This is a genomic window from Spirosoma endophyticum (assembly GCF_900112365.1).
GTDB classification, from domain to species: domain Bacteria; phylum Bacteroidota; class Bacteroidia; order Cytophagales; family Spirosomataceae; genus Spirosoma; species Spirosoma endophyticum.
In genome coordinates this window covers 52,304-74,520 of the sequence record NZ_FOLQ01000015.1, presented here as the reverse complement: position 1 = coordinate 74,520, position 22,217 = coordinate 52,304, and the positions used below count along the sequence as shown (strand labels likewise).

Annotated in this window: 14 protein-coding genes and 1 pseudogene; 4 read left to right on the top strand and 11 right to left on the bottom strand. The window is 44.1% G+C overall.

The genetic code is table 11. The features are described 5' to 3' along the window. Nucleotides 1-171 precede the first annotated feature (171 nt). Nucleotides 172-5,283 carry a DEAD/DEAH box helicase family protein gene (locus BM202_RS26590; RefSeq protein ID WP_093831923.1) on the top strand — a complete coding sequence of 1,704 codons (5,112 nt, stop codon included), beginning with the start codon at nucleotides 172-174 and terminating at the stop codon, nucleotides 5,281-5,283. A gap of 614 nt (nucleotides 5,284-5,897) precedes the next feature. Here BM202_RS26590 and BM202_RS38370 read toward each other — a convergent pair. From BM202_RS38370 to BM202_RS26555, 6 genes are all read right to left on the bottom strand, one after another. Continuing rightward, nucleotides 5,898-6,020, bottom strand: a complete 123-nt coding sequence (locus tag BM202_RS38370; protein WP_245776796.1) for a hypothetical protein — start codon at nucleotides 6,018-6,020, stop codon at nucleotides 5,898-5,900. 561 nt (nucleotides 6,021-6,581) lie between these two features. Then, nucleotides 6,582-7,118, bottom strand: a complete 537-nt coding sequence (locus BM202_RS26580) for an IS3 family transposase (protein WP_093831921.1) — start codon at nucleotides 7,116-7,118, stop codon at nucleotides 6,582-6,584. Between the two features lie 363 nt (nucleotides 7,119-7,481). Then, the gene (locus BM202_RS26575) at nucleotides 7,482-7,877 is read right to left on the bottom strand and encodes a hypothetical protein (protein ID WP_093831919.1); all 396 of its coding nucleotides are present in this window, start codon (nucleotides 7,875-7,877) and stop codon (nucleotides 7,482-7,484) included. 270 nt (nucleotides 7,878-8,147) lie between these two features. Next, the gene (locus BM202_RS26565) at nucleotides 8,148-8,849 is read right to left on the bottom strand and encodes a class I SAM-dependent methyltransferase (RefSeq protein ID WP_093831914.1); all 702 of its coding nucleotides are present in this window, start codon (nucleotides 8,847-8,849) and stop codon (nucleotides 8,148-8,150) included. Between the two features lie 204 nt (nucleotides 8,850-9,053). Next, nucleotides 9,054-10,028 (bottom strand): M43 family zinc metalloprotease, encoded by a 975-nt coding sequence (locus BM202_RS26560; protein ID WP_245776795.1) that lies wholly within the window; start codon nucleotides 10,026-10,028, stop codon nucleotides 9,054-9,056. A 658-nt stretch (nucleotides 10,029-10,686) separates the two neighbouring features. Further along, nucleotides 10,687-11,418, bottom strand: coding sequence for a hypothetical protein (locus BM202_RS26555; protein WP_093831910.1), 732 nt, complete (start codon nucleotides 11,416-11,418; stop codon nucleotides 10,687-10,689). Nucleotides 11,419-11,700: 282 nt separating this feature from the next. Between BM202_RS26555 and BM202_RS26550 the strand changes: the two genes are divergently transcribed. Continuing rightward, on the top strand, nucleotides 11,701-12,093 hold the full coding sequence (locus BM202_RS26550; RefSeq protein ID WP_093831908.1) for a hypothetical protein: 393 nt from the start codon (nucleotides 11,701-11,703) through the stop codon (nucleotides 12,091-12,093). Between the two features lie 223 nt (nucleotides 12,094-12,316). Further along, nucleotides 12,317-12,868, top strand: a pseudogene (locus tag BM202_RS26540) (plasmid recombination protein). Nucleotides 12,869-13,173: 305 nt separating this feature from the next. On the opposite strand, the gene BM202_RS26535 reads toward BM202_RS26540, so the two are convergent. The 5 genes from BM202_RS26535 to BM202_RS26520 form a co-directional block, all read right to left on the bottom strand. Then, a complete protein-coding gene (locus BM202_RS26535; RefSeq protein ID WP_093831902.1) occupies nucleotides 13,174-13,638 on the bottom strand; it encodes a hypothetical protein in 465 nt (154 codons plus the stop codon). Between the two features lie 283 nt (nucleotides 13,639-13,921). Further along, complete coding sequence (locus BM202_RS26530) at nucleotides 13,922-17,041, bottom strand: lantibiotic dehydratase (RefSeq protein ID WP_093831900.1); 3,120 nt, start codon at nucleotides 17,039-17,041, stop codon at nucleotides 13,922-13,924. 77 nt (nucleotides 17,042-17,118) lie between these two features. After that, complete coding sequence (locus tag BM202_RS37390; protein WP_177236688.1) at nucleotides 17,119-17,259, bottom strand: hypothetical protein; 141 nt, start codon at nucleotides 17,257-17,259, stop codon at nucleotides 17,119-17,121. Nucleotides 17,260-17,636: 377 nt separating this feature from the next. Then, entirely contained in the window at nucleotides 17,637-18,401 is a 765-nt protein-coding gene (locus BM202_RS26525) for a LytR/AlgR family response regulator transcription factor (RefSeq protein WP_177236687.1), read from the bottom strand. 4 nt (nucleotides 18,402-18,405) lie between these two features. Next, complete coding sequence (locus BM202_RS26520) at nucleotides 18,406-19,692, bottom strand: sensor histidine kinase (RefSeq protein WP_093831896.1); 1,287 nt, start codon at nucleotides 19,690-19,692, stop codon at nucleotides 18,406-18,408. Nucleotides 19,693-19,700: 8 nt separating this feature from the next. Between BM202_RS26520 and BM202_RS26515 the strand changes: the two genes are divergently transcribed. Then, nucleotides 19,701-22,187 carry an outer membrane beta-barrel family protein gene (locus BM202_RS26515; protein WP_093831894.1) on the top strand — a complete coding sequence of 829 codons (2,487 nt, stop codon included), beginning with the start codon at nucleotides 19,701-19,703 and terminating at the stop codon, nucleotides 22,185-22,187. The last annotated feature ends 30 nt before the right edge of the window (nucleotides 22,188-22,217 follow it).

Genomic DNA, 22,217 nt, shown 5'->3' with positions numbered 1-22,217 from the left:
TACCATCTTATCAAACGTATAGTTATTACCGTTAGTCACAGACACTTCCACCACAACAGGGAATAAGGGGAAAAGAGTTTAATTGCTTTCTCATATTTGATTTTATAATTGATATTTTGAAAATAAAGGCGTATTTTAGTAATAGATAATCGCAACAAATACGCCCTTTTAATGAACCGCTCCGTAAAGAAAAAAACGACGGCTGGACAATCTTTGTATCAGCAGTTGAGCATCTTTGATTCCATTGGGTTTGATGCCCTGACTAAAGAGGTCGTTAGCCAGCTTACCCAGCCAACCGCGCTTGCGGCTTCTGGACTGCTTGACGCAATCCCCCCCCTGCATTCCTATTTCCGAATTAATCATAATACGGTATTAACCCCTTTTGGAGAAAAAGCCAAATTAATTGCCAACGTCACGGCTATCCGGTTAGCCAAACAATTACTGCGGGAAGATCGACCGGCTACCGACGACGAAAAAAAGCGGTTAGTTCAGTTTTCAGGCTGGGGGGAACTGGCAAACGTGTGGAATCAGGAAGCCTTTGCCGAGTACGGAGAAGCTACCGCCCAGCTCTCGCCCATGAGCGCCGAGGTGGAACGTTGGGGTAAACGCTATTATAAAGCACGTTTGGAACTAGGGGAACTGTTATCTGATGAAGAAATAGAACGTGCTTCCCAATCAACGCTAAATGCGTATTATACCAGTCATACCGTTATCAAAGCTATCTGGCAAGCCGTTGTTTCAATGGGATTTACCGGAGGGCGAATAGTAGAGCCCGCGGCGGGTAGTGGTCATTTTATTGGTGCCATGCCGGACAATTTACGTCAGCAAAGCCGCGTAACGGCTATCGAAAAGGATACGCTGACGGCGCAAATTCTAGGGTTGCTGTATCCTGAAATTGAAACCCACGTGAGCGGGTTTGAGGACGTACAGATTCAGCCTGAAAGTATTGATTTAGTCATTGGAAATGTACCCTTTGGCAACTACAAAGTGTACGACCGTCACAATCGGGATTTATCCGATCTACCAATTCATAATTACTTTATTGGCCGTTCAGCCCGGTTAATTCGGGAAGGGGGGTTACTGGCTCTGATAACCTCAGCGGGAACGCTGGATAGTGGAAGCCGTAAGTTTCGCCAACACTTGCATCGGGAAGGAATGGAACTGGTAGGGGCTATCCGGTTGCCAAGTTGTGCGTTTGAGCAAAACGCAGCTACAGAAGTAACGACCGATATTTTATTTATGCAAAAGTGCGTAGCTAGTGTACGCCGGTTTAGCCAATTTTCATTTGTCGGAACAACGACTGTACGCACGATAGCCCCGGTCGATGAAGAAACCGAAATTGCGAAATCGATTATCATAAATGAGTATTTTGCCGAGCGGCCTGCAATGATGCTGGGTGAAATGTTTCTGGCCGAAGAAGTAGGAAAAGGCGGTTTATACCGGGGAGATTCCCAAACGTTATTTCTGGCTAATCCCAACGAATTGACCACTCGTCTTGACGGCGCATTAACCCTTTTGCCAACAGCCATTTTTAAACCCCTTAACCGGAACCCATTTGGCGAATTGGGCCGTATGGCGGTGAATGGCTATGCAGGACGCGTAAACATCAAAGGGCGCAGTTTTACCCAATCCCTGATTATCCGCGAGTACGAGACCTTAAAAGCCGCCTTCTCTGCGTTGCTACGTGCGGAACTGAACGCAGAAGCCGACGTTGTTACCGACCCATTGCGGCAGGCATTAAACAACGAATATTACCGCTTTACGGGTTGTTTCGGTAGGCTTAATAAAAACCGCTCAATTGCTTTTCTGGAAGGGTACGACCCTAAATTTTTGATGGTTCAGGCCCTTGAACTGATTGAAAAAGGAAAGGACGGAAAAGATGTCATTAGCAAATCGGCTATTCTGACCGAGCGGGTTTATCCGCTCCGTCCCTTGTCAGTGGTCGAAACCGCCGAGGATGCATTACGGGTTTCCCTTTATGAGTGCGGACGCATAGACAGCGCCTTTATAGCGGCAAAATTAACCAAAACAGTTTCCGAAGTTGAGCATGAATTAATCACAAAACGATTGGTTTTTCGACACCCGGCAACTGATAAGTTGATTGATCGTGACACGTATTTGTCAGGGGATATTCGGGAGAAGATAGTACAGGCAAGATTATGGCTGGATCAGAAACCAGCATTACAGGCCAACATTCTTGCCCTAGAAGCTGTCATGCCCCCAACGGTTCCGCTCTCATTAATCACTTTCCAGTTAGGTTCCGTCTGGCTACCAGCCGAACTAATTACGGAGTGGATAAAGCACGAACTTGAACTGGATATACGCTTACGGTATAACGATCAGTCCTGTGCGTATGATCTTACGGTCAATAATCCGTACGCGGTGAAAAACCGATCTATGGGAACGGCAGAGCGTAAAGCATCTGATTTGATCGAATCCGCGCTTAATGGACGTAGCGTCGTGGTTACAAAAACCATTCTTGACGCAGAAGGTAATAAGCGGGAGGTTAAAGACATTGAAGCCACTTCACAGGCCGTACAAGCGCAGGAAGTCCTACAGGAGCTGTTTATTGACTACTGCCGGACAAACTACGTGGAACGCATAGAAAAAGCGTTTAATGACCGTTTTAACGGCCACGTATTTAAAACGTACCACCGGCCACAGGTTGCCCATTATCCCGGTGCCAGTCCGTTCATTTTTTTGCGGAACCACCAGTTTAAAGGCGTTGAACGGATAAAAGATGAGGATACCATGTTGGCCCATGAAGTAGGTACGGGTAAGACCTTTACCATGATTTCAGCGGCAATGGAAATGATACGGCTAGGGCGATTGTCGAAGGTTATTATTGCCGTGCAAAATTCAACGGTAAGGGATTTTGCTAGAGCGTGGCGAACGTTGTATCCATCCGCGTTAATTTATGTACCGGAGAAATCCGATCTGGAAACCACCAATCGAAAACGGTTTCTACAACGCATTGCCACCAATAAATTTGATGGAATTGTTTTACCGCAATCGTTCTTGAAATTAATACCTTCCGACCCGACCGCCGAGGAGGAATTGATCAGTGAAGAAATTGCCCGAATTGAAGCGCAGGGCAGTTCATCCAGAGAAGACCAACGCGCCAGTAAAAAACGCATTAAGGCGCTGAACAAATTAAAACTGAGCGTTGAGGTCAGGCGCAAAGCGCAGGCCGACCGCAAGCAGGACGATATTTTACATTTCGCGCAGTTAGGTGTAGATGGTTTATTCTTAGACGAGGCCCATAAGTATAAGCGCTACGGCTTCCACACGCACCGCCGGAATATCAAAGGTATCGATTCGGAGGGGTCACAAGATGCGTTTCAAGCAATGGCAAAATGCCGGACAATTCAACGCAAAGGGGGGCGGGTTGTACTGGCTACGGGTACGCCTATCAGTAACACAATGGCCGAGGCATGGACAATGCTACGCTACCTTGCCATTGAAAGGTTGGAATCCCTGCAACTGACTACTTTTGACCAGTTTGCGGGCACCTTTGGACAAATTATTCCATCGTTTGAGTTAACACCGGGCGGCCAGTTTAAGGCAATTGAACGGTTCGCAAAGTTTGTGAATGTTCAGCAGTTATCAGACCTCTACCGAAGTCACGTTGACGTCGTGCTGAATGAAGATGTAATTGAGTTTAAGGAAGACGCCACCTTACCCGTTCTTAAGGAGCAAACCCAAACCCAGGAAGACGGTAGCCAGCGCATAGAACCCGGCTATACCCGTATTTTATTGCCCCAAACAGAAGGGATTGCGGCAGAATTAAACGTGGTCCGACAGACGCTATCCTGGTACGAAAAATTGTCGGGCAAGCAGAAAAAGGAAAACGCTCACGTTCCGTTAGTCATGTTCGGGCAGGCCAAAAAAGCCACGCTCGACATTCGGTTACTATCGAGAAGTAATCCCGACGAAGACGGTTCTAAAGTAAACCGCGCCGTAGCTGAACTATTCAGCCGCTATGTTCAGACCGCTTCTTATAAAGGAACGCAACTTGTGTTTTCCGATTTGTACCAGAGCCCGGCCACTACGGACGAATTTTGGGACGACGAACAACGCTACCCAAATCCTGATTTTGGCAAACCTCGTTTCAACCTGTTTGAGGATATAAAGGCTAAATTAATCGCATTAGGCGTAGAAGCTAATCAGATTGCTATTGTTCCAGCAGACGCCAATAAGCGGGAACCTATCTTTCAAAATGTAAGAACCGGCGACGTACGGATATTATTAGGGTCATCGGAACGCATGGGCGTAGGAGTAAACGTTCAGGAACGCCTATACGCGGTTCACCACCTTGACGCCCCCGCACGGCCAACGGATTTCGGCCAGCGTAACGGGCGAATCCTTCGCCAAGGAAACTTACATGCGCTTTGGAAAATACCAGTAGAAATTTTGACCTACGGCGTAGAACGAACCCTGGATGCAACCGCTTATGGCCGGTTGGCAATCAAACAGAAGTTTATTAATCAGGTCCTAAAAGGCACCAATTTAACCGATTCCATCAGTGATGTTTCGTCCGATGATGATTTTTCGTCCATGTCATTTGACCAGATGATGGCAACGCTTTCGGGTAGTCAATACGCCTTGATGTACACGGCACAAAACCATGAGCTTACCCGCTTGAAACAGCAGAAAAAGAACTGGCAACGGACGTTGATAGACGCGCAGGGAATGATTGAACGAAACCGAAACGTAGTAAACAAACTACTTGCCCGGCTCCCTCAACTGGACATGGAAGCTGAGATAATAGGCGGTAAATTTCCCAATGGATTTACGGTTGACAGCGTAGAATTTTCCGGTAAAATGTACTCGGAGAAGTGGGGCCATGATTTAGAAGATTATTTTCTTCGGTTAAGACACCTTGCCAAACGGGGAGCCGAAGCGCGGGGAACGCTGAAAATAAATGGATTAACGATTGGCTTACAGGGACTGCTTATAGTTGACGATTTTACAGAGCCTTCCTATGGAATTGAGTACAGTTGGGGATTGAGTTTAATGGTTGCTATAAAACACGCCAGCGGCTTAATTCCATCCCTACGAGCTAATTTAGAACGGATTACGGATGCGCCAGTATCGGCCCGGCAGTCTATAGCGTACAGTCAGCAGGTAATCGATGAATACAGCCCCCGACTAACGCAAACCTTCAAACGGCAGGCTGAATTAGACGCGCTCGAAGAATCCGTGCAACAGCTACAGCAACTTTTAGAGGCCGAAAGTAACGCGAGTAATCTACAGACGGAAGCCTTACCCGTTGGGGCTTAACTACCCTTGTCCGTTGTGTATCCCGGTGGGTATACAACGGACAACAACCGCCCTACAACACTACACCGTTACTACACAGACACTCCTCAAACACAACACGAAATTCACAACGAGATAAAGGGGGGAGGACGAGCTTAAAAGAGGGCTAAGCCATTCTTTCCGTTGCTCCTTCTAATTCGATTGATTATATTTATATAGCTGATAGACACAAGTTTATCGTTTATAAACAGTGTCAAGCGGTCCTGGCTCCGTTCATTTATCCGGTCGATCAATTATGGCTTTTTTTCTCCTTCGGTTGCTTTAAACCCAAGCGAGTCAGCAGATATCCAGCTACATTATTTTCAACTTTGACTTTCCCGTCTGCAACTCGTAAGCGAACTTGTTGACCTCCTGAATCAGTTCGGCAGAGTTCATGATCTGGTTGACTACATCAGCCCGTTTGATATTCCACTTCTCCAGTAAGAGTCGGGCGTTCTGGAACTGACTGTCAAATATTCCTATGGGAGTGGTTTAGTTTTTGGCAACTTCCTCTTTGATAGGCAGGACGACAGTTAAGGGCTGTGCTTAATCATCGAACGTGATGCTGTCGAAGCTATGTCCTCGTTTTCCAAGGCTTAATCTATCTCTAAATCAGTACGTTGATTTATTTTATTGACTAGTGAATCTAATACGTAACGTTTAAAATCTGATAGTCGCTCAAACTGTTCATTCCCCTTGTCATCGAGTAAGTACAGCATCGTTTTGAACTCATTTTGGCTAAACGTTTGGCTGTAGTAATAGCATTGTGTTGACGAATTTCTAGGGCCTGATTCATTCTAAATGAAGATTTTAGAAATAATTTCAGCTATAACGATAAAAAACTTTTATCGTTATAGCTACTCGTTTTTCTGGGATCAAAACTCGTTTTTCGCTTATATATAGGATAACAAATAGAACAAATACTTCAAATAACACAAAGATTGTGTTGTCGAAAAAAACGGCATTTAGGGAGCTGACGCGAAATCCAAAAAGAGCTGACGCCAAATGAGTATCAAAGGGAAAAGAAAAAACAGAAAAAACAAAAACACCAAAAAGGGCAGGAGGGGGTAAACTATAAATTTAGTTAGCAAACTGAAATCCGACGAAATTTTTAGTAATCCCAGTCCTATTTGCTAAGTGGTGACATCGTATGTCACCACCTTCACTTGCCCCTGTGTAAATTGTACTTTTCTAAGGGTCGTATGCTACTGATTGAGTTGGACAGATATTAAAATCAGCGAAATAAGCCCTCATATTGTACATTTCCGTACCTGACTTTTTTATAAGGGTACCATCGCAGCGGCGCCCCGCCGAAGTTTGGGTTTTCGCTTACGTTGATGCATCTGATGAGGGGTTAAGTAGTTCAGCGATGCATGCGGTCGAACAGTATTGTAGGCATTGATCGCCTTTTCAACCGCTTCTTCGGCTGCTGAAAAAGAAGAAAACCCACGAGCCAACTTACAATCGTCTTTTAACGAACGAAGTACTCGTTCAGCCATCGCATTTTCATTAGGATCGCCTGATTCGGTCATGCTAATCGTGGCATTTGCTTGCCGTAAGCGTTGTACGTATGCCCACGAACAGTACTGAACGCTACGGTCTGAATGGTGAATCAAAGGCTTACTGATGTCTTTACGAGCTGATAAGGCCATTTTCAAGGCGTTAAGCGCACCCTGCGCATGCAGGGTCTTCTGAAGTGACCAGCCCACTATTTTGCGGGAAAAAGCGTCCATAATCACATACAGATAAGCAAAATTGGCTCCTACAGGAATATAAGTCAAATCACTGACCGCACCGGCGGCCCGGCCACAACTCATTAATCCTAACCGGCTTTAAATCCTTAGCCTTGTTAGGGTATTTGTAGTGTGGATGATTAGAATCCGTGGTGGCTACCTTGCTCGCTTTCTTCTTGGCCAACATACCATGTTCCTTCAAGAGCAGATGCAACCGATCCCGACCCAATTTTATCCGGTGTCGCAATAAAAATGTTTTCAGTTCACTATGCAACTTATGGGTACCCATACCAGGTACTTCACGACGTATCCGCCTGACTTCCTGTAAGATAGCGTCAGTCTGAAAACTCGTTCTCTCTTGTCGCCGGGTAGCCGCGTATCAGGCTTGACGTACTCTGCCAAACAGCTTACAGATTGACTCCATGCCCACTAAGGGGTAGCGACGAGTTAATTTTTCAGCCGCTTGGCGCCAGGCTTTTTTACGATAGGGATATGAAATTGTTCTTCGGCAATCTGGATTACCGTTTGGTAGGCTTCTGTTTGTAGCCGTAAAAACTGGTTCTCCTTTTCCATATCGGCCAGTTTCTTCTCTAGCATTTTGACATAATCGGCATCTCGTTTCATAGCTTTTCGGCGATGTCTAGGATATAACAGGGGAAGTAAACGGTAGCGAAAGTAATTGCGGTTAAGACGGCGCAGTTCCGTCTTGGAGATGCCCAAGGTTTCTTCAAGCTCAGAAGCCTGGACTCGTTCGGCACGGTAGGCTTCGACAACCTTCCATCGGAATAGGTGTCGAGTTTTCTTTTTCTTATAGCCTACTAAATCATTAAGATACGTATTCATACTGGTTTCTGACTAGAATTTCCAGTAGCATACGGGTTGTTGTATAAAGAATGTGGCTGTTGCAAAAGTCGGTTCTACTGCGGACAGGCTCAAAAAATCAGCCATTTTTAGCCACTAACTGGGTCGTGATTGGTTTACATTTTTTGCCTATTAAACCCGGCTCAGACTTTTGCAACAGTCACCGTAGTTATGCATCGAGTCTGAAAAAAGTACAAGGTTTGGCCGTTTTTGTAGGTGACCAGACTTTGTACTTTAACTAAGAGAATCCTGTTACTTCAGTGAGGATGGTTGAAGGCTAAAGTACTCATAAGCATAGGAAGCAGGCTTGAGGTTGAGTAAGTTTATCCGGCTCCGATCAAACTCCTGGTAGGACATGGATTGAATTTGCGCTGGGGAAAAATCGAGAACATTTGGGTTTGGGCCTTCTGACGGCTTACGCTTGGTGACGATGCCTAAACCATGATCAGTGTCTAAGACAAAGACGTTTAAGTCTGGTCGCTGGCTCCGCAAATGAACGACGGTACGCCAAACATCACCATTCCAGACTCCTTCTTGCCAATCCTCGAACCGCCCGGCAGCCTGTTCTGATTGCGGGTTACAATCATGCATGATAATGACCCCTTCGTCATTTAAATAACGAAGCGTGTTCTCGACATCTCGTAAAGCGTATTGGTATTCGTGCATCCCATCGACCAGTGCCAATTGCAATTTAGTGCTGGTAAACACACGGTCAGCATCTTGCTCAAAGAAGGCATCAGAAGTCTTCTCAAAGTATTGATTCGTCAGGTTATAGGGATTAAGTATTGTCTTCCCAACCTTTCTCATTGTATCGAAAATGAACTTGGGATCAACCGATACTTTAAAAGGACTTTTCAGACGAAAGAATATATGCCCATTTTCCACCCCAATTTCTAGATAATTCCGTAATTTCTTTTGGGAAATAAGTAATTGAATAAGTTCTAAGCGATCCATTCAGTAATTGAGACCCAAGGTCCGATTAAATTGCAGACTTTTTGATAAAGTGAGAGAAGGATGCCGAACTAGAAAATTTGGCTCTCAAACTGTAGCCAAAATTTAACCTAGTCTCAAGATGTTCTATTTTTACTTCAAATGGGCACTAGATACAGGCCAAAAATACTCAGTGTAATTCTTTGTCTACATCTAAGAAAACCCTGTTTATTGAACTAACAGACGTTTTGTGGTTCTCTCATTGCTTGTCGTGACTTGAACTAAATACAGCCCCTTTGGTAACACGTAGGTAGGTATTGTGATTCTAGAGCTAGAAACATTGTCATAATGCAATGTGTAAACTCTTTGACCGGTGTTGTTAACCACACTAAGTGTAAAGGATTGCAAACCCTTAAACTGAATTTCTGCAGTCGGATTAGTAATTGCTGGATTGGGCAATAATGTTAATGTTAACTGATTAGTCTCCTCTAATACCGTTTGTGCTTTAATTAAGGCTGCCCGACGCGGACTTACCTGTAAAACGGCTCTCATACGTTCTTTTTGACCCACAGTGAACAGATTCATACAAGCATCTGGAGAATACATCATGTAGTTCTCAATGAGCTCTCGGGACAGTCTTCCAGAACAGTTAGCGTATAAGTCGGTGCAGGAAGACGTTTGATTTAAGTTGTCGGTAGGCGGGGTGTCACTTACGTAATCATCGCCACAGGGCGTGTCGCCATTAGGATGAAGTAGACCCAGCCAGTGACCAATCTCATGGGTTAGGGTACGTCCTAGATTGTAGTTTTTGTAAAGTGAATAATTACCACTGCCAAACGCCCGATAGTTGATAATAGTACCATCAATAAATTCACTAACTCCTCCAGGCACCAAGCCGCTTATGGTGTCAACCGCAGCCGGAAACTGTGTATAACCTAAATAGTTATTTTCTAAATTAGTAACCCAGATGTTGAGATATTGGTTACTTGGCCAATAAGCTATCTGAGACAAAAGAACGTCGTCATTGCTGCCATCACCAACTCGAAACGACGATTTCTGTGCATAATAGTGCCGAGTGATACCATTTGTCGCGTTACCCTGCGGATCAATCTGGGCCAGGAAAAATTCGATTTCTGTATCAGCTCCAAGTGTTGACGTATTAAATCCATTTGTGTTCAACAATCGACGGAAGTCTTCGTTCAAGACCCTAATTTGAGATACAATTTGGTCCTCAGATATATTTACGTTCTGTGCGCCTCCTACACTGTTTGAGGCGTTATTGTGCACCACGTGTACGACCACTGGTATGCGATAAACTATTACATTGGTTGCTAACCGTGACAGTCTATTCTTCTCTATAGTTTGGTTAACCAGTTTATTGAACCGCTGAATCTGGATCGAACGAGTGGGGTCTCGGGCCTGTAAAACCTTTTCGTATTCGCTCAAGCCACATCGTATATAAACGTTATTTAGGATAGATTGAGCAAATAAACTGCCAACAGATAATGCGTTTAAACACATAATTATTGCAGTGATTTTTCGTATAACTCTACTCATTTCTGGAAGGTGTAACTGGCTTTAGAACTGCCCGAGTTGATATATCGACTGCCAAATTTCTTTTTACTTTTATCTTGCCTGTCTGTAGCTTTGCACATACCTAAACAGTGTGACTACTCGCTCTCTAGAATGAATGTTAAAATTGAACCGTCGATGCAACATATGTTTTCTAATAAGGCACTGAAAGGTAGTTAACTATATTCGTTTGGTGGGAAAAAATCGGTTTTGGGTCTACTGGTTTGCTGCATAGACTTGTGAAGTTAAGCAAGTCTATGCAGCAAACCAGTAGACCATCTCATACTTTTTAGTAATAAACTAATGAAAGTTGAAACGCTTCCAATTTACGATTTTGCCCTGTCGTTCCTGCTACATCTTGATTACCTACCCATGGTAGCCATCCAATACCCGAAACATGAGCCCTGTACGAAATAGAAACGCTCCAAGCTGGATCAATAAAAAATCTTATTGCTTCAATTGAACGATGTTGACCTACTGTACCTGCAGGTGAGGGAGGATTATCAGCGTATTGTGGAGCTTGCCAACCAATACCCGAAACATGAGCTTGGTATTGCATCCAAGGCGAGCCCGGAACTCCAGTAATATAAAATGCCTCTAATCCTAATGCTTGCCCTGTGGTTCCAGCTACTTGGCCTGCAAGTACAGGGTCCATCCATCCTATGTTTTGTACGTGTGCATATTGAAGAATGGGGTCGTTAGGAAAAGGCGGTTGTGCACTACTGACGAGTCTTCCACCATTATATGTTTTTGCTCCGGCTAATAATTTGCCAGTCTTAAAGTCATATGTGTCACCCAATTTTGACGCGTCGTCTTTTCTATCCTTATTTATTAGATCATTTTTGACTAAAGCCAATATGTCGGGATCAACTTCTTTTAGTATTTCTCCTCTAACGTTCTTTAAAAGAAAGTAACTTTCATGTGTGGGGTTAACGTCAACATTAGTCGATTGGCAGCTATCTAACAACCCAACAATGCATATCGTGAGCAGAAGGTTAAATATGATGTGTATTGTTTTCATAATATTTTGAATTTGGAGTTAAAAGGTTCGGGTAAATATAGCTAACACAAATAAGAAGTAATAGGTAAGTATGACAATAATTGTTGCTTTGTTTAGTACATAGTTAACGCGTGCATATTCTGCCAATGACTTGTTATTACACGCAAGCGTTCTAGGAATCAAAAATTATTCCTGATACAGAATTGTATTCAGTCGGACAAATACTTTGAAATATCCGACAGGTTGTAGAAGGCTAGAATCTTGCCTAATTATGTGTCGGACAAAAAGTCCGACACACCTCTAATGGATCAAGCACCCGATCTAGACCCGCAGACAACAGGGCAGACAGAAACCCAAAAAAGTCCGACAGCTCCCACAGCTGCAAAATCGACTGAACCGGCTAAATGGACCATACGTGGTATTGAGCCTGAAACCCACTTAGTGATCGAAAAGGCAGCCACCCGATCGGGCAAGACACTCGGCCAATTTTTTAATGCCGAGTTACGGGAAGCCGCTACCAATGTACTTAAAAAAGGCAATCAACCGCCTGCTTGCCCAGAAGACTTGGTCGGTGATTTGGTGGAAAAGTTAAAGGCCGAATTGCAGGCTAGCCAAGCAACCGAATTGCAATCCATTCGAGAAGCCATCGAACGCCGCCCGGCCAGTTTACGGGAGTGGTTATTTGGTAAGCGGTAAGGCTGGCCAGCCCCTTAACTGATTACCTCGTTATAAAACAGGGAAAGAAAATCCGCGCCCTCTTGTTAACATTTCAAAACGTTTCTTAGCTTGCCGTTGCTTTCGCGCGCGTACCACCTTTAAAAACAAAGGTGGAACTCACTCCACGAGTGAACTGCCCCACGGATCAGATTCCCTCGTTCCATTCGCCTCGCAGGGCGCACCCTAAACGCTAATTGATACTATGGCTATGGCTTATGCTATTCTACGCGTGGCGAAAATGAAAACAATGGGTAACGTGGGTGGCCACGGCTCCCATGTCGAGCGCCAACGGGAAACCTTAAACGCCGATTCGGAAAAGCTCAAGTTAAATCAACGGCTGGACGGCACCGACGATCCTATGACCGATGTGCAGGTACGCATCGACTAAGCCGGCGCCGAGCCCCGCCAAGGAGCGGTGGTGTCCATCGATGTGTTCATCTCGGCCAGCCCTGAACACTTCCAGCAGAATCATCCTAACGACCCCAACTGGAAAGCCTTCCAGGTCAAAGCGATGGACTTCCTACGCCAGGAATACGGAGCGGCTAACATAGTACATGCTATCGCTCACCATAACGAGACCAGCCCCCACCTGCACGCTATCGTTACGCCCATCCGCAGCAAGAGCGTAAAGGTTGGCCGAGCGGTCAAAAACGAACGGGTAGAAAAAACGCATCGAGGCTGCCATACCAGCATCTCCTCTACAAAAAAGGGTGGTCGTTGGTGCTGCCGTCACCAATTGAGGCTCAAAATTTAGCCTGCGTACGAAACCAGATTGCTAACCTACTGGAATTGTCAATTAATTACGTTGATAAGCAGACAATACTGGATCGCTACCGATTTCTAATGGATGAGAAAGACCGAAAAGGTATACAACAAAAAAACGAATCATTGAAATCGTTCATCCTATCACCGGGTCTGCTGATGGATTATTTTTGCCACTTGAGTAGACTCTCTGGTGTGCTCCCTAAACAGAAATAAAAAATACCCGCGACCTAATAAAATCACGGGTATCGATTATCTATAAACTAGATTATAAAACTTTTTACTTTCAGTTACTGCTCAATGCCATTGAGCGACTTTAATTTTTTCCAGTACAACACTCAATAAGTGTAAGCCACAATAAAGGATCGATACTTCATCTTTAGATATCAATTTTTCCTGGCTACACTGGGTTAGGATTTGTTTAACTCGTTCAATTTCAGGCAAGATTGTATCTATACCCGCCATTTCATTGAGTTGCCAAGCCTGAAAGAGTTCATTAGGTTGTAATTCAATGGAATTATCTTCCTGCTCAATGAGCTCCATTTCCAGGCTAAATAAATTTAAACCACTTCGTAAAAGGATCGTATGGAAGGAATTTAGGCGATCAATTACACGCAACCCATTTATTCGTTCTTCCGTGTAACTCAACAAAATCTGCCATTGGATATTGACCGTGCCGGATAAGCGCTGATTAGTTAAAATTTGTTGCGTTAACGAAAATTCAGCGTTTAAATTTACAAAGGGATAAAGTAAGGAAGTCATAAATAAGCCTATTTTGTGATGACTGAAAGTAAGATTTACAACTCTAAATTGCGCTGAAAAAAGAATTGCGAAAAATAAAATCCGCGAACTTGATGAATAGTTGGTAGGTGGGTGAAATTCGTTTAAAAAAGGCTTTAAACGGGGGTGAAATTAATGATGGCATTGTGAGTAAATGTATTCCTGGCTGCTAGTGAAAATTCTTCAGTCTCGTCAACTCGTTTAGAAAACTGACAAGTTTAAGAGTTTACCGATTGATAGTTAGAGTGTTACTTTGGAGATAAGGTCATTCAATGGGTTGCGCTTTCTTTTTCCGGGCTACCTTTGAGGCATAATACCGGGCTAAGAAATGGTAGGTAACCATTTCATGCTGTCGATTTTGGCCCGTAAAAATTCGGGTTAAACTCATGTGATTCAGCTGGGTTAACCAATCCCAAAGGGCTTTCGGATTTGGCTGGCTAGTAAAAAAGTTCTGAACAGAAACTACCTGGTGATGGATTGCCTGACTACGCATTTCTAACAGGGGGGCCTGCGTCTGCATGGTCTCGACTAATGATGTTTCCCAGGAACGATAGATGTCGTTGAGCTTGCCTTTAATTTCTTTATCTGATCCCTGCTCTTGCCAGAATGTTTTTTGCAAGGTGGCGCTTAAATACGCTCTGACCTCCATAGACAGGCCAAAGTCCGCGTACAATTGATCAATACTACCCATACTCAAGGCGTAGCGATCTAGTTCTTCGGGTTGTTCAGCCTGGTGTAAAAACTGAAGTACAAGTTGACTGTCTGCCGCAAAAATTGACTCCGTGTCAGGCATTAGTTCGGGGTAATATCGTTCTAGTTCGCGTTGATATGTATCGATCTGATAGCGTTCAATTAATCTGGAGTCTAAAAAGGGCTTTAAAAAGGCGGGCAGTTGCTGAAAAATCAAGTCTACTTTAGTTGGATCGCACAAAAACCGAACCCGGATATGGTACCCAGGATCCGTATACCGGATAAAAAACAGTTGCGTACTCCATCCCTTTGAATGGATATGCTGCCAAAAAGGTTTGATTGCTTTAGATAGTAAGAGATCACTGGCGAGTTCCTGACAGTAAAGTTTAATATAAAACCATTCCTGACCAGGAAAATAATTTCGACTTGTGGCCGAAAGTGGAGGTAACCTAAGTGGTTCAGTAAAGCTATTTTCAGTACGTAAAGGAATAATAAATTCGGATTCATAGCGGTCTGACCCGTTTTGCACCCAATGATCAAAGTAATCCCCCAGCCATTCGTACAACAGCACTTTTCGCTTGCTAAACATGTCGAGTAGTATTTGCTGAGTAGGCACAAATTCCAGATCGAGCAGTAGCTTATTATCGCCATCTATCACCTGAACGTAACGGGGTAATTTATAAAGGCCGCGCAGCTCGTCAATCGTTGCAGTTTGCCAGTCTGATACGGCGGCCCGGTCAAGGGTCCACTGAGCAGGCGAGACTATTAAATTTTTATAGACAAGTCTGGGCATAAAAGGCATCTGTTCGAAATGTCCCCAACTCCAGAAATGAGCGTTGCTTTCGGCATGCTGCAGGTGAGAAATAAACTGATAGACTTCATCTCCACGGAGGGAATTATGGGCCGTACTATGACGGGGACGTACGCGCTTCCCTGTCGGTTTATGCGTAAGAATGACCTGGTCCTCGGCCGTTACCGTCACGTATAAATCTGAAAGCAAAAGGGTATGTTGTGGGTCAACCGCAGCTGGATTCAAGTACGGTATTTCGTAGGGCCGCAGAACTGGCCGTACGATCAGATTACCGGTTGATGTTGATTGAGTTGGTAGGTGGACAAATTCAGCCAGAATATCATTCGGGAACTGGGCTTGCTCCCAGGCGCACAGACTTTGCAAAGCGTCCGTGAGTGCTGAATCTCCTAAACAAAATCGTCCCAGCAAAGCTGTTGGATTAGGTGCCACACTGGGATTAACCAAAAATGTCCAGTTAGCCGGTGAGCCACTGGTAGGTGCTTGAATGTTATCCCCCTTGATCCGATACAGTTCACCATGTACAAACCAGCAAGCAGGTAATGGCTTTGGCATTCGTTTTTCCCGAAGCTGTTTAATATCCGACTCGGTGATGGCTATTTCATGGCTGTTACTAAGGAGATGCCGTTTGAAGAGAGTTTGGCGAAAATCGTCCAGATCCCTCGATAAAGTACTGGGTAGAACCGAATTTTTTTTCACGTGAGCCAATTCGGCCAACAGCGGATATTTAGCTAAATCATCCGTGTTATATCCAATCCCGATCTCTGGGTCTAGCGCTTCCAGCAATGCCACGGTTTGGTGGCCATAGCGTTCTTTGAACTGCGATTGGAATGTTTGAAAAGGAGAATTGGCTGTTGCTTGAATCGCAGGCAAAACCTCATTAAACTGACGGGCAATGGCTAAGACAGTTGACTGATCGAGTAATAGACGCGCTGGTTTGAAATAGAGGTCAGTCTGGATTAGTGATTTTGGCACAGTCGTCTCCTGATTCGTCTCTACCGAAAGTTGAGATAACGTTTCCTGAGCGCTGATAAGTCTTTGTATTGACAAGGGAGGAGTTAACCATTGTAGCGCCTGTTCCAGTTGGCTGGTCCATAACCTAACCGGCTCCAACACACTTAATGAAACCAACTGTTTCAGCAGCGAATTATGCATACTGGCCCCTGTAACCGGCAATTGTAAATTGCTCGTCAATAATTGGGCATCGATTAAAGCATCTATTATCTCGGGAGTTAAATGAAGGCTATTCGCTAGTAGCAGAAGCTGAGGATAGGACTCAAAGTGCGTCGTTGACAATTGGCCCAGTAAGCTTTCCAATTGAGGGCTGCTTACAACGGAGGATAAGTTAATCTTTGTATCATCACCCTCAAAACTTGTTTCTGAGTACCTGAAGGACTGCACCGCCTTGTACACACTGTTATTGATACGATATGAAAGTGTGGACCTACTTTGAGGGTGTGATTCTAAGGCGTGTATAATACCAATTATAACCGATGCATCCGGTCGACTGTCAGGCTTCCAAGGGTCTGAATCGAAAGTCAACTCAGACAAAGTTGAAATAGTGCCTATAGCGGTACCCGCAAATAACCCAAAGGGAGTAGAGCGGCTATAGGCTCTGAATACGTACCGCCACAGGGCTTGCTCCACGGCTTGGCTGGGCTTTTTGCCCGTTTCGATGGCGGTTAACCAACTGGTATATAAGCCAGGAGAAGCCAGATACAACGCTTCTTTTAACCAGGGCTGATGCAAAATATGCTGTAGAAGGGTACCTGTGTCCAACTCGGAGGATCCTGTTCGAAAAGCATCAATACTGTCGCGCAGATAAGTGATCGGCTTTTGGGCTACTCGCAGGCAAAAAAAGTTAAAATGATTAAAAACGAATTCCATTAGTAACTGATAAAATGAAAGAATCCCGCTTAATCGTTGATCAAGCGGGATTCTTCAGGTAGAAAAACGTAGCAGTCTTAATCCCAGGTATGAACGCTGCCAGTCGATTGCTTTGTAACGGCTTTAGGATTGGTGCAATTCTTAACGCGGGTCATCCGTGAATTAAGCTTCTTTATACCAAGAAGTTGCTGAGCTGAATAAGGCATTGAGTTTTCCATAGAACTTAAACGAATTATGTTTCAACCGAGGTAAAAGTACTAAATTTCCATTTTTGTTACGAAATTTTTGACGCTAGCCTAACGTAAACTACATAAATCCCGATAAAAACTCATTTTTATCCAGCTTCAGCAAGCAACTCATGCTACTCAGGCAAAAGTGACAACAATGGTCGAGCCTGAGTTAATTCGCCCAGCGCCTTTTCTGATAGTCTGGCGGCTTGCAATTTGACGCTTCACTATGCTGAAGCCTACTTCCGGTTGCGTTTGATCTATTTTCATAAGCTTTTTTTTGCCTGCAAGTAGTTAAAAAATCAATCAGGTACAGCCAAAAAGTTGGTGAACTTCATGAAAAGTTGGTGAGGGGATGATTTCAGGGCTCAAATCGAACTGGTCAGGTAGGCAAAGAAATCCTTCACATGTGATTTGTATTTGGGGCCGACTGGTAACTCCTGACCCGAGAACAATTTAATACTAGCCTGCGTAGCCTTACTAACCTGATCAACGCGAACAACATAACTACGATTAATGCGAATAAACTCCTCTTCTGGCAGTAAAGACAGCAGTTTAGTCGTTGTATTTTTAGTCATAATGAAACCTTTGGCTGATTTCAGGAGATGAATTTTTACATAATTATCATCAGCCTCTAAGTAATCGATTGACTCATATGGAATTTTTTTATCAACACGACCTTCCTTTACAATTAATATTCTGGAAGTCTTTTCCACGTAAGCTTCATCGATGGTAGATTCAAAATCGGATCGCGAAATACCCATCTGTCCTTCCACCCGTTGAACAGCCGCTGCGAACTTCTCATAGGAGACGGGCTTTAATAAAAAGTCAATCACCGCATGTTCATAGCCCTTTATTGCGTACTTTTTATGAGCCGTTGTAATAATAACCAGCGGGACGGGCTTGGGAAGGACATCCAGCAAATCAAAGCCGGAAAATCGGGGCATCTGTATGTCAAGCAGTAGTAAATCAGGTTTTTGTTCTATGCAAAGTTGGATAGCCTCTTGCACATTTGACGCGACCCCAACAAACGTTAGACTAGGCGTTAACTCGATATGATCCTGTAACAACTCCTGCGCGTTCGGCTCATCTTCTACAATCAGACACTTAATTTTTTTGAGCGAATTATTCATGGACTTAAACCCGGTTAAGTGGAATGCTAAGGTTGACATGGTATTCATTTTCAGGTTGTATAACCCGCAATGTATATCTGTCATGGAAGAGATAGTCCAGCCGCTTGGTGGCATTTTTCAGGCCGAGTCCTCCAATTTTAGGCAGTTGATCAATAATAGGCGTACCATTTAAAGAAGGCTCATCAGGCGAAACGTAATTTTTGATTTCGGTTTCTAAACAATCCTTGGTTGTGTTAATGACGATTCTGATTCGGACCCAGCCTTCCAGGTAACTATTGCCTAAACCATGTTTGAACGCGTTTTCAATAAAGGTTACTAACAGCAGGGGAGGCACCTGATAGGGTTTAGGATCCCCTATGATTGTAATTTCAATCCGCTCCGGAGAAAAAACACGCGATTTCTCAATGTCGATGTAATTTCGAATGAAGTCTAACTCAAGAGCAAGGGAAACGAAAAGATCGTCTGTTTCGTAAAGCGTATAGCGCATCAGTTTCGACAAATTACCGAGAAGCGTACGCGCCCCAGCGTTGGTTGTATGAATCTGAGCGTAGATAGCATTAAATACGTTAAACAGAAAATGAGGATTAATTTGGTCTTTAAGCGTCTTTATCTGATCCTCCAGTAAATGTTTATTCTCTTCGACAACCTTCAATTGATCGGTAATCAGCTGCTTGTTTTTTTCCGTTACCGAAATACTGAAAACCCCCCAGGATATAGCTTCACGGATGATACGTAGCAGTAAGGGTAGCAGAACGTAGGACACGTTATAACCCGATATGAACGTATACGTAAACCAGTCGGATAAGAAGCCCAACGGCCCCCCCTTTTCCAGAATGGTATAAACTCGGGTTATGTAACCAGGAACGGGCGTAAAATGACGAATGGCATACCCGAAGGAATAATAATCCGAAATGTTAAAAAGACACAACATGATAAACCACGAACCCGCCACAAATAACAGGTTCGGCAACAAAATTTCGTTTTTTCCCCGTACTGTCAGTAGCAACCTCATAAACGATGGAACTACCTGGTAGCCTATTACGTAGAAGGCAATCCAGGTCGTTATGATATGGATTCCAGCGATATAGACTAGTAAATCAGTAGAAGTTGGTACACCCGGAGCAGGTTCTAGCTGTTTATTCAGGGCAATAAGCGACGTCGAAATGTTATACCCCCAAAATAAGGCATGATAGAGCCTACGTTCCCAGTTCCATGCCCTTTTGGGTTGCGGATGATCTGGATCATCGGCAAATAATAATTTTGTAGTAGTTTTAAGTTTGAAATGCAGCATAAATTAACATGATAAATTTTAGATTGATCAATGCGCACCAAATCTGCCTCGCCAGCTTTTTTATGCTGATGAGTTTACCCGTTCACCGAATTAATGCACAAATGAAAGGGGTAATTAGTGATACTACAATTATCCCCTTAAAAATAATTGCTGGTGCCTTGAAAACCACCAAAGGGGAATTCATCCCAAATGGTTTAGTGTCACTGTTGAAAAAGGATTCCAGCTTGTTAAAAGCCACATTTTCCGATGAAAAAGGGGCCTTTAGCCTTAGCTATCGCTCCCGAGATACCCTTCTGCTGAAGGTCTCACATATTGGATACCTGTCCTTTCAGAAAACGGTAGTAGATCAAGATTCGCTAGCCAGCGCTCCGCTGATGTTAACCTTACAAAGCCAGGCTGTTACGTTGAAGGAAGTAACCGTTAAGGATACTAAGCCCCTGTTTGAATTGACTGGTGACCGCATCCTTATAAATTTGGAAGATAACGCGGCTTATGCGGGCCGGACTACATTTGACGCACTGGGAGCAGCCCCCCGACTCACAATTGATCCAATCGCCCGTACCATTGCCATAGATGGAAAAACAGGATTGGTGCTTTACCTAAATGGCAAACAGGTGAATAAATCTTCGAACGAAATTGTATCCTTTCTCCAGGACCTTCCCGCCAGCAACGTAACAAAGATTGAAATATTAACGTCTCCATCCGCAAAATACGACGCGGCCGGTGCCGGTGTTATTCTTATCCAGACTCGGAATCTGATTCGGGAAGGGCTGACGGGTGAATATAGCCTGACCGGTGGGGCCGGTCGCTACGTAAAAAGTAACGGGTCTCTTTCACTCAGTCTGCAAACCAAAAAACTACAAGCGACTTTCTTCATAGCCCCAAATTATCAGCCAACCTTTTATAGTTGGCAGCGGCAGCAGACATTAGGAGGTACGAACACAGCGGAGGGCTATTCAAATAGTAATCAATTCAACTACGTGGATCGGTTTAGCCAACTCGTCCGGACCGGCTGGGATTGGACAATCAGTAAAAAAACGGTGGTTGGAACCGTGCTTCAGCTATCCCACACCAACGAAACGCAAAATCCAGCGGCTTCACTGGATTACCGGTTATCTCAGCTCAATGCGCCCCTGGTGCACATTGATGCAACCAATCAGTTGCAACAGAAGATTTGGAACCTGGCCGCCAACGTAAACTTTCGCACCAATTTTTCGAGTACCAGGTCCCTGAGTGGCGATGTCGATATGGCTAGCTATGATGACAATTATCGGTCAACTGCTCTGTTTGAGGAACGAACTAACAACTTCCCATCAACCGAATCATTTAGTATAACATATCCCAACCGAGTTTCCATCAAAACCGCCAAAGTAGACTATCAATCGACCTTTTTAAAGAAAGGGAGTTTCGAAACGGGCCTAAAATTTAGCTCGATTATAATGAATAATCATCCAATAGTGAACGCCATTACAGCGGGTTTTTTGCCTGTAGAATCTAAACTGGTTAATGGCTTTCATTATCAGGAGAATACCAGTTCAGCGTATGGTAACTTTTCATTTAGGGTGAACAACGTCAATGTATCGGCAGGCTTGCGACTCGAGCATACAACGTATGATGGGCGATCGACGGGTAATCAAACCATTGCCCGAAATTACACAAATCTATTCCCGTCATTGAATCTGAATTACCGTGCCAATAGCAAATACGGAATAAGCTTATCCGTTAATCGACGCATTGTTCGGCCGGCATTCGACCTGCTTAATCCCGCCTATGTTTACTATGATCCGTTGACTCTGTACACGGGTAACCCACTATTACTACCCCAATATACAACCACGGTTCAATCCACACTGACCACACCCAAGCGCTTAAGTTTGACACTATTGTACTTCAATACACAAAACCGCATTACGGAAGTAATTTACCGGATCGATTCAATCCAGGCCACAACGTTAAACACGAATATAAATTTTAACTGGGAACGCCGTTGGTCGATGACGCTTTCCTACCCACTGTCCATCAACAATTATTGGCAACTACAGGCTGCCTTAACGGCGCATAATACCCGTTATTTCTCAAATTATAATGATTTTGACAGCTACACCGGTCAGTCAACTGCCATTCTTAGACTTTTTAATACGTTCAAAACAAAGTATTTTACGGCCAATCTTAATTTCATTGGCAGAACCAAAGCTGTGATCGGTTATTTTCAATATGATCCACTCTGGAGTATAGACGCTGGCCTACAGAAATCATTCGGAGAACGGTCATCACTGAAGTTAGCTGCGTCTGATATTTTTCATTCAATCCGCATCAAAAATCATGGGGTCTATTTAAACAATAGTATTGCTTTTTCGCATCGGTACGAAAGCCAGCAAGTACTCCTGACGTACACGTATCGTCTCGGCAATCTAAAAGTCAAAAGTGTTGAAGAACGAACCTTTGGCTCTCAGAATGAACAGGACCGCCTGGAGGGAAATGGATCTCGCAAATAGTTACAAAAACCCATTCGTGGGAATAAACTC

Bases quoted from the DNA above. Each gene is read 5' to 3' on its own strand.
- BM202_RS26580 (WP_093831921.1), bottom strand. From the start codon at position 7,118: ATGAGTTGTGGCCGGGCCGCCGGTGCGGTCAGTGATTTGACTTATATT.
- BM202_RS26575 (WP_093831919.1), bottom strand. From the start codon at position 7,877: ATGAATACGTATCTTAATGATTTAGTAGGCTATAAGAAAAAGAAAACT.
- BM202_RS26525 (WP_177236687.1), bottom strand. From the start codon at position 18,401: ATGAATAATTCGCTCAAAAAAATTAAGTGTCTGATTGTAGAAGATGAG.
- BM202_RS38370 (WP_245776796.1), bottom strand. From the start codon at position 6,020: ATGCTGTACTTACTCGATGACAAGGGGAATGAACAGTTTGAGCGACTA.
- BM202_RS26515 (WP_093831894.1), top strand. From the start codon at position 19,701: ATGATAAATTTTAGATTGATCAATGCGCACCAAATCTGCCTCGCCAGC.
- BM202_RS26520 (WP_093831896.1), bottom strand. From the start codon at position 19,692: ATGCTGCATTTCAAACTTAAAACTACTACAAAATTATTATTTGCCGAT.
- BM202_RS26590 (WP_093831923.1), top strand. From the start codon at position 172: ATGAACCGCTCCGTAAAGAAAAAAACGACGGCTGGACAATCTTTGTAT.
- BM202_RS37390 (WP_177236688.1), bottom strand. From the start codon at position 17,259: ATGGAAAACTCAATGCCTTATTCAGCTCAGCAACTTCTTGGTATAAAG.
- BM202_RS26535 (WP_093831902.1), bottom strand. From the start codon at position 13,638: ATGACTTCCTTACTTTATCCCTTTGTAAATTTAAACGCTGAATTTTCG.
- BM202_RS26555 (WP_093831910.1), bottom strand. From the start codon at position 11,418: ATGAAAACAATACACATCATATTTAACCTTCTGCTCACGATATGCATT.
- BM202_RS26565 (WP_093831914.1), bottom strand. From the start codon at position 8,849: ATGGATCGCTTAGAACTTATTCAATTACTTATTTCCCAAAAGAAATTA.
- BM202_RS26530 (WP_093831900.1), bottom strand. From the start codon at position 17,041: ATGGAATTCGTTTTTAATCATTTTAACTTTTTTTGCCTGCGAGTAGCC.
- BM202_RS26550 (WP_093831908.1), top strand. From the start codon at position 11,701: ATGGATCAAGCACCCGATCTAGACCCGCAGACAACAGGGCAGACAGAA.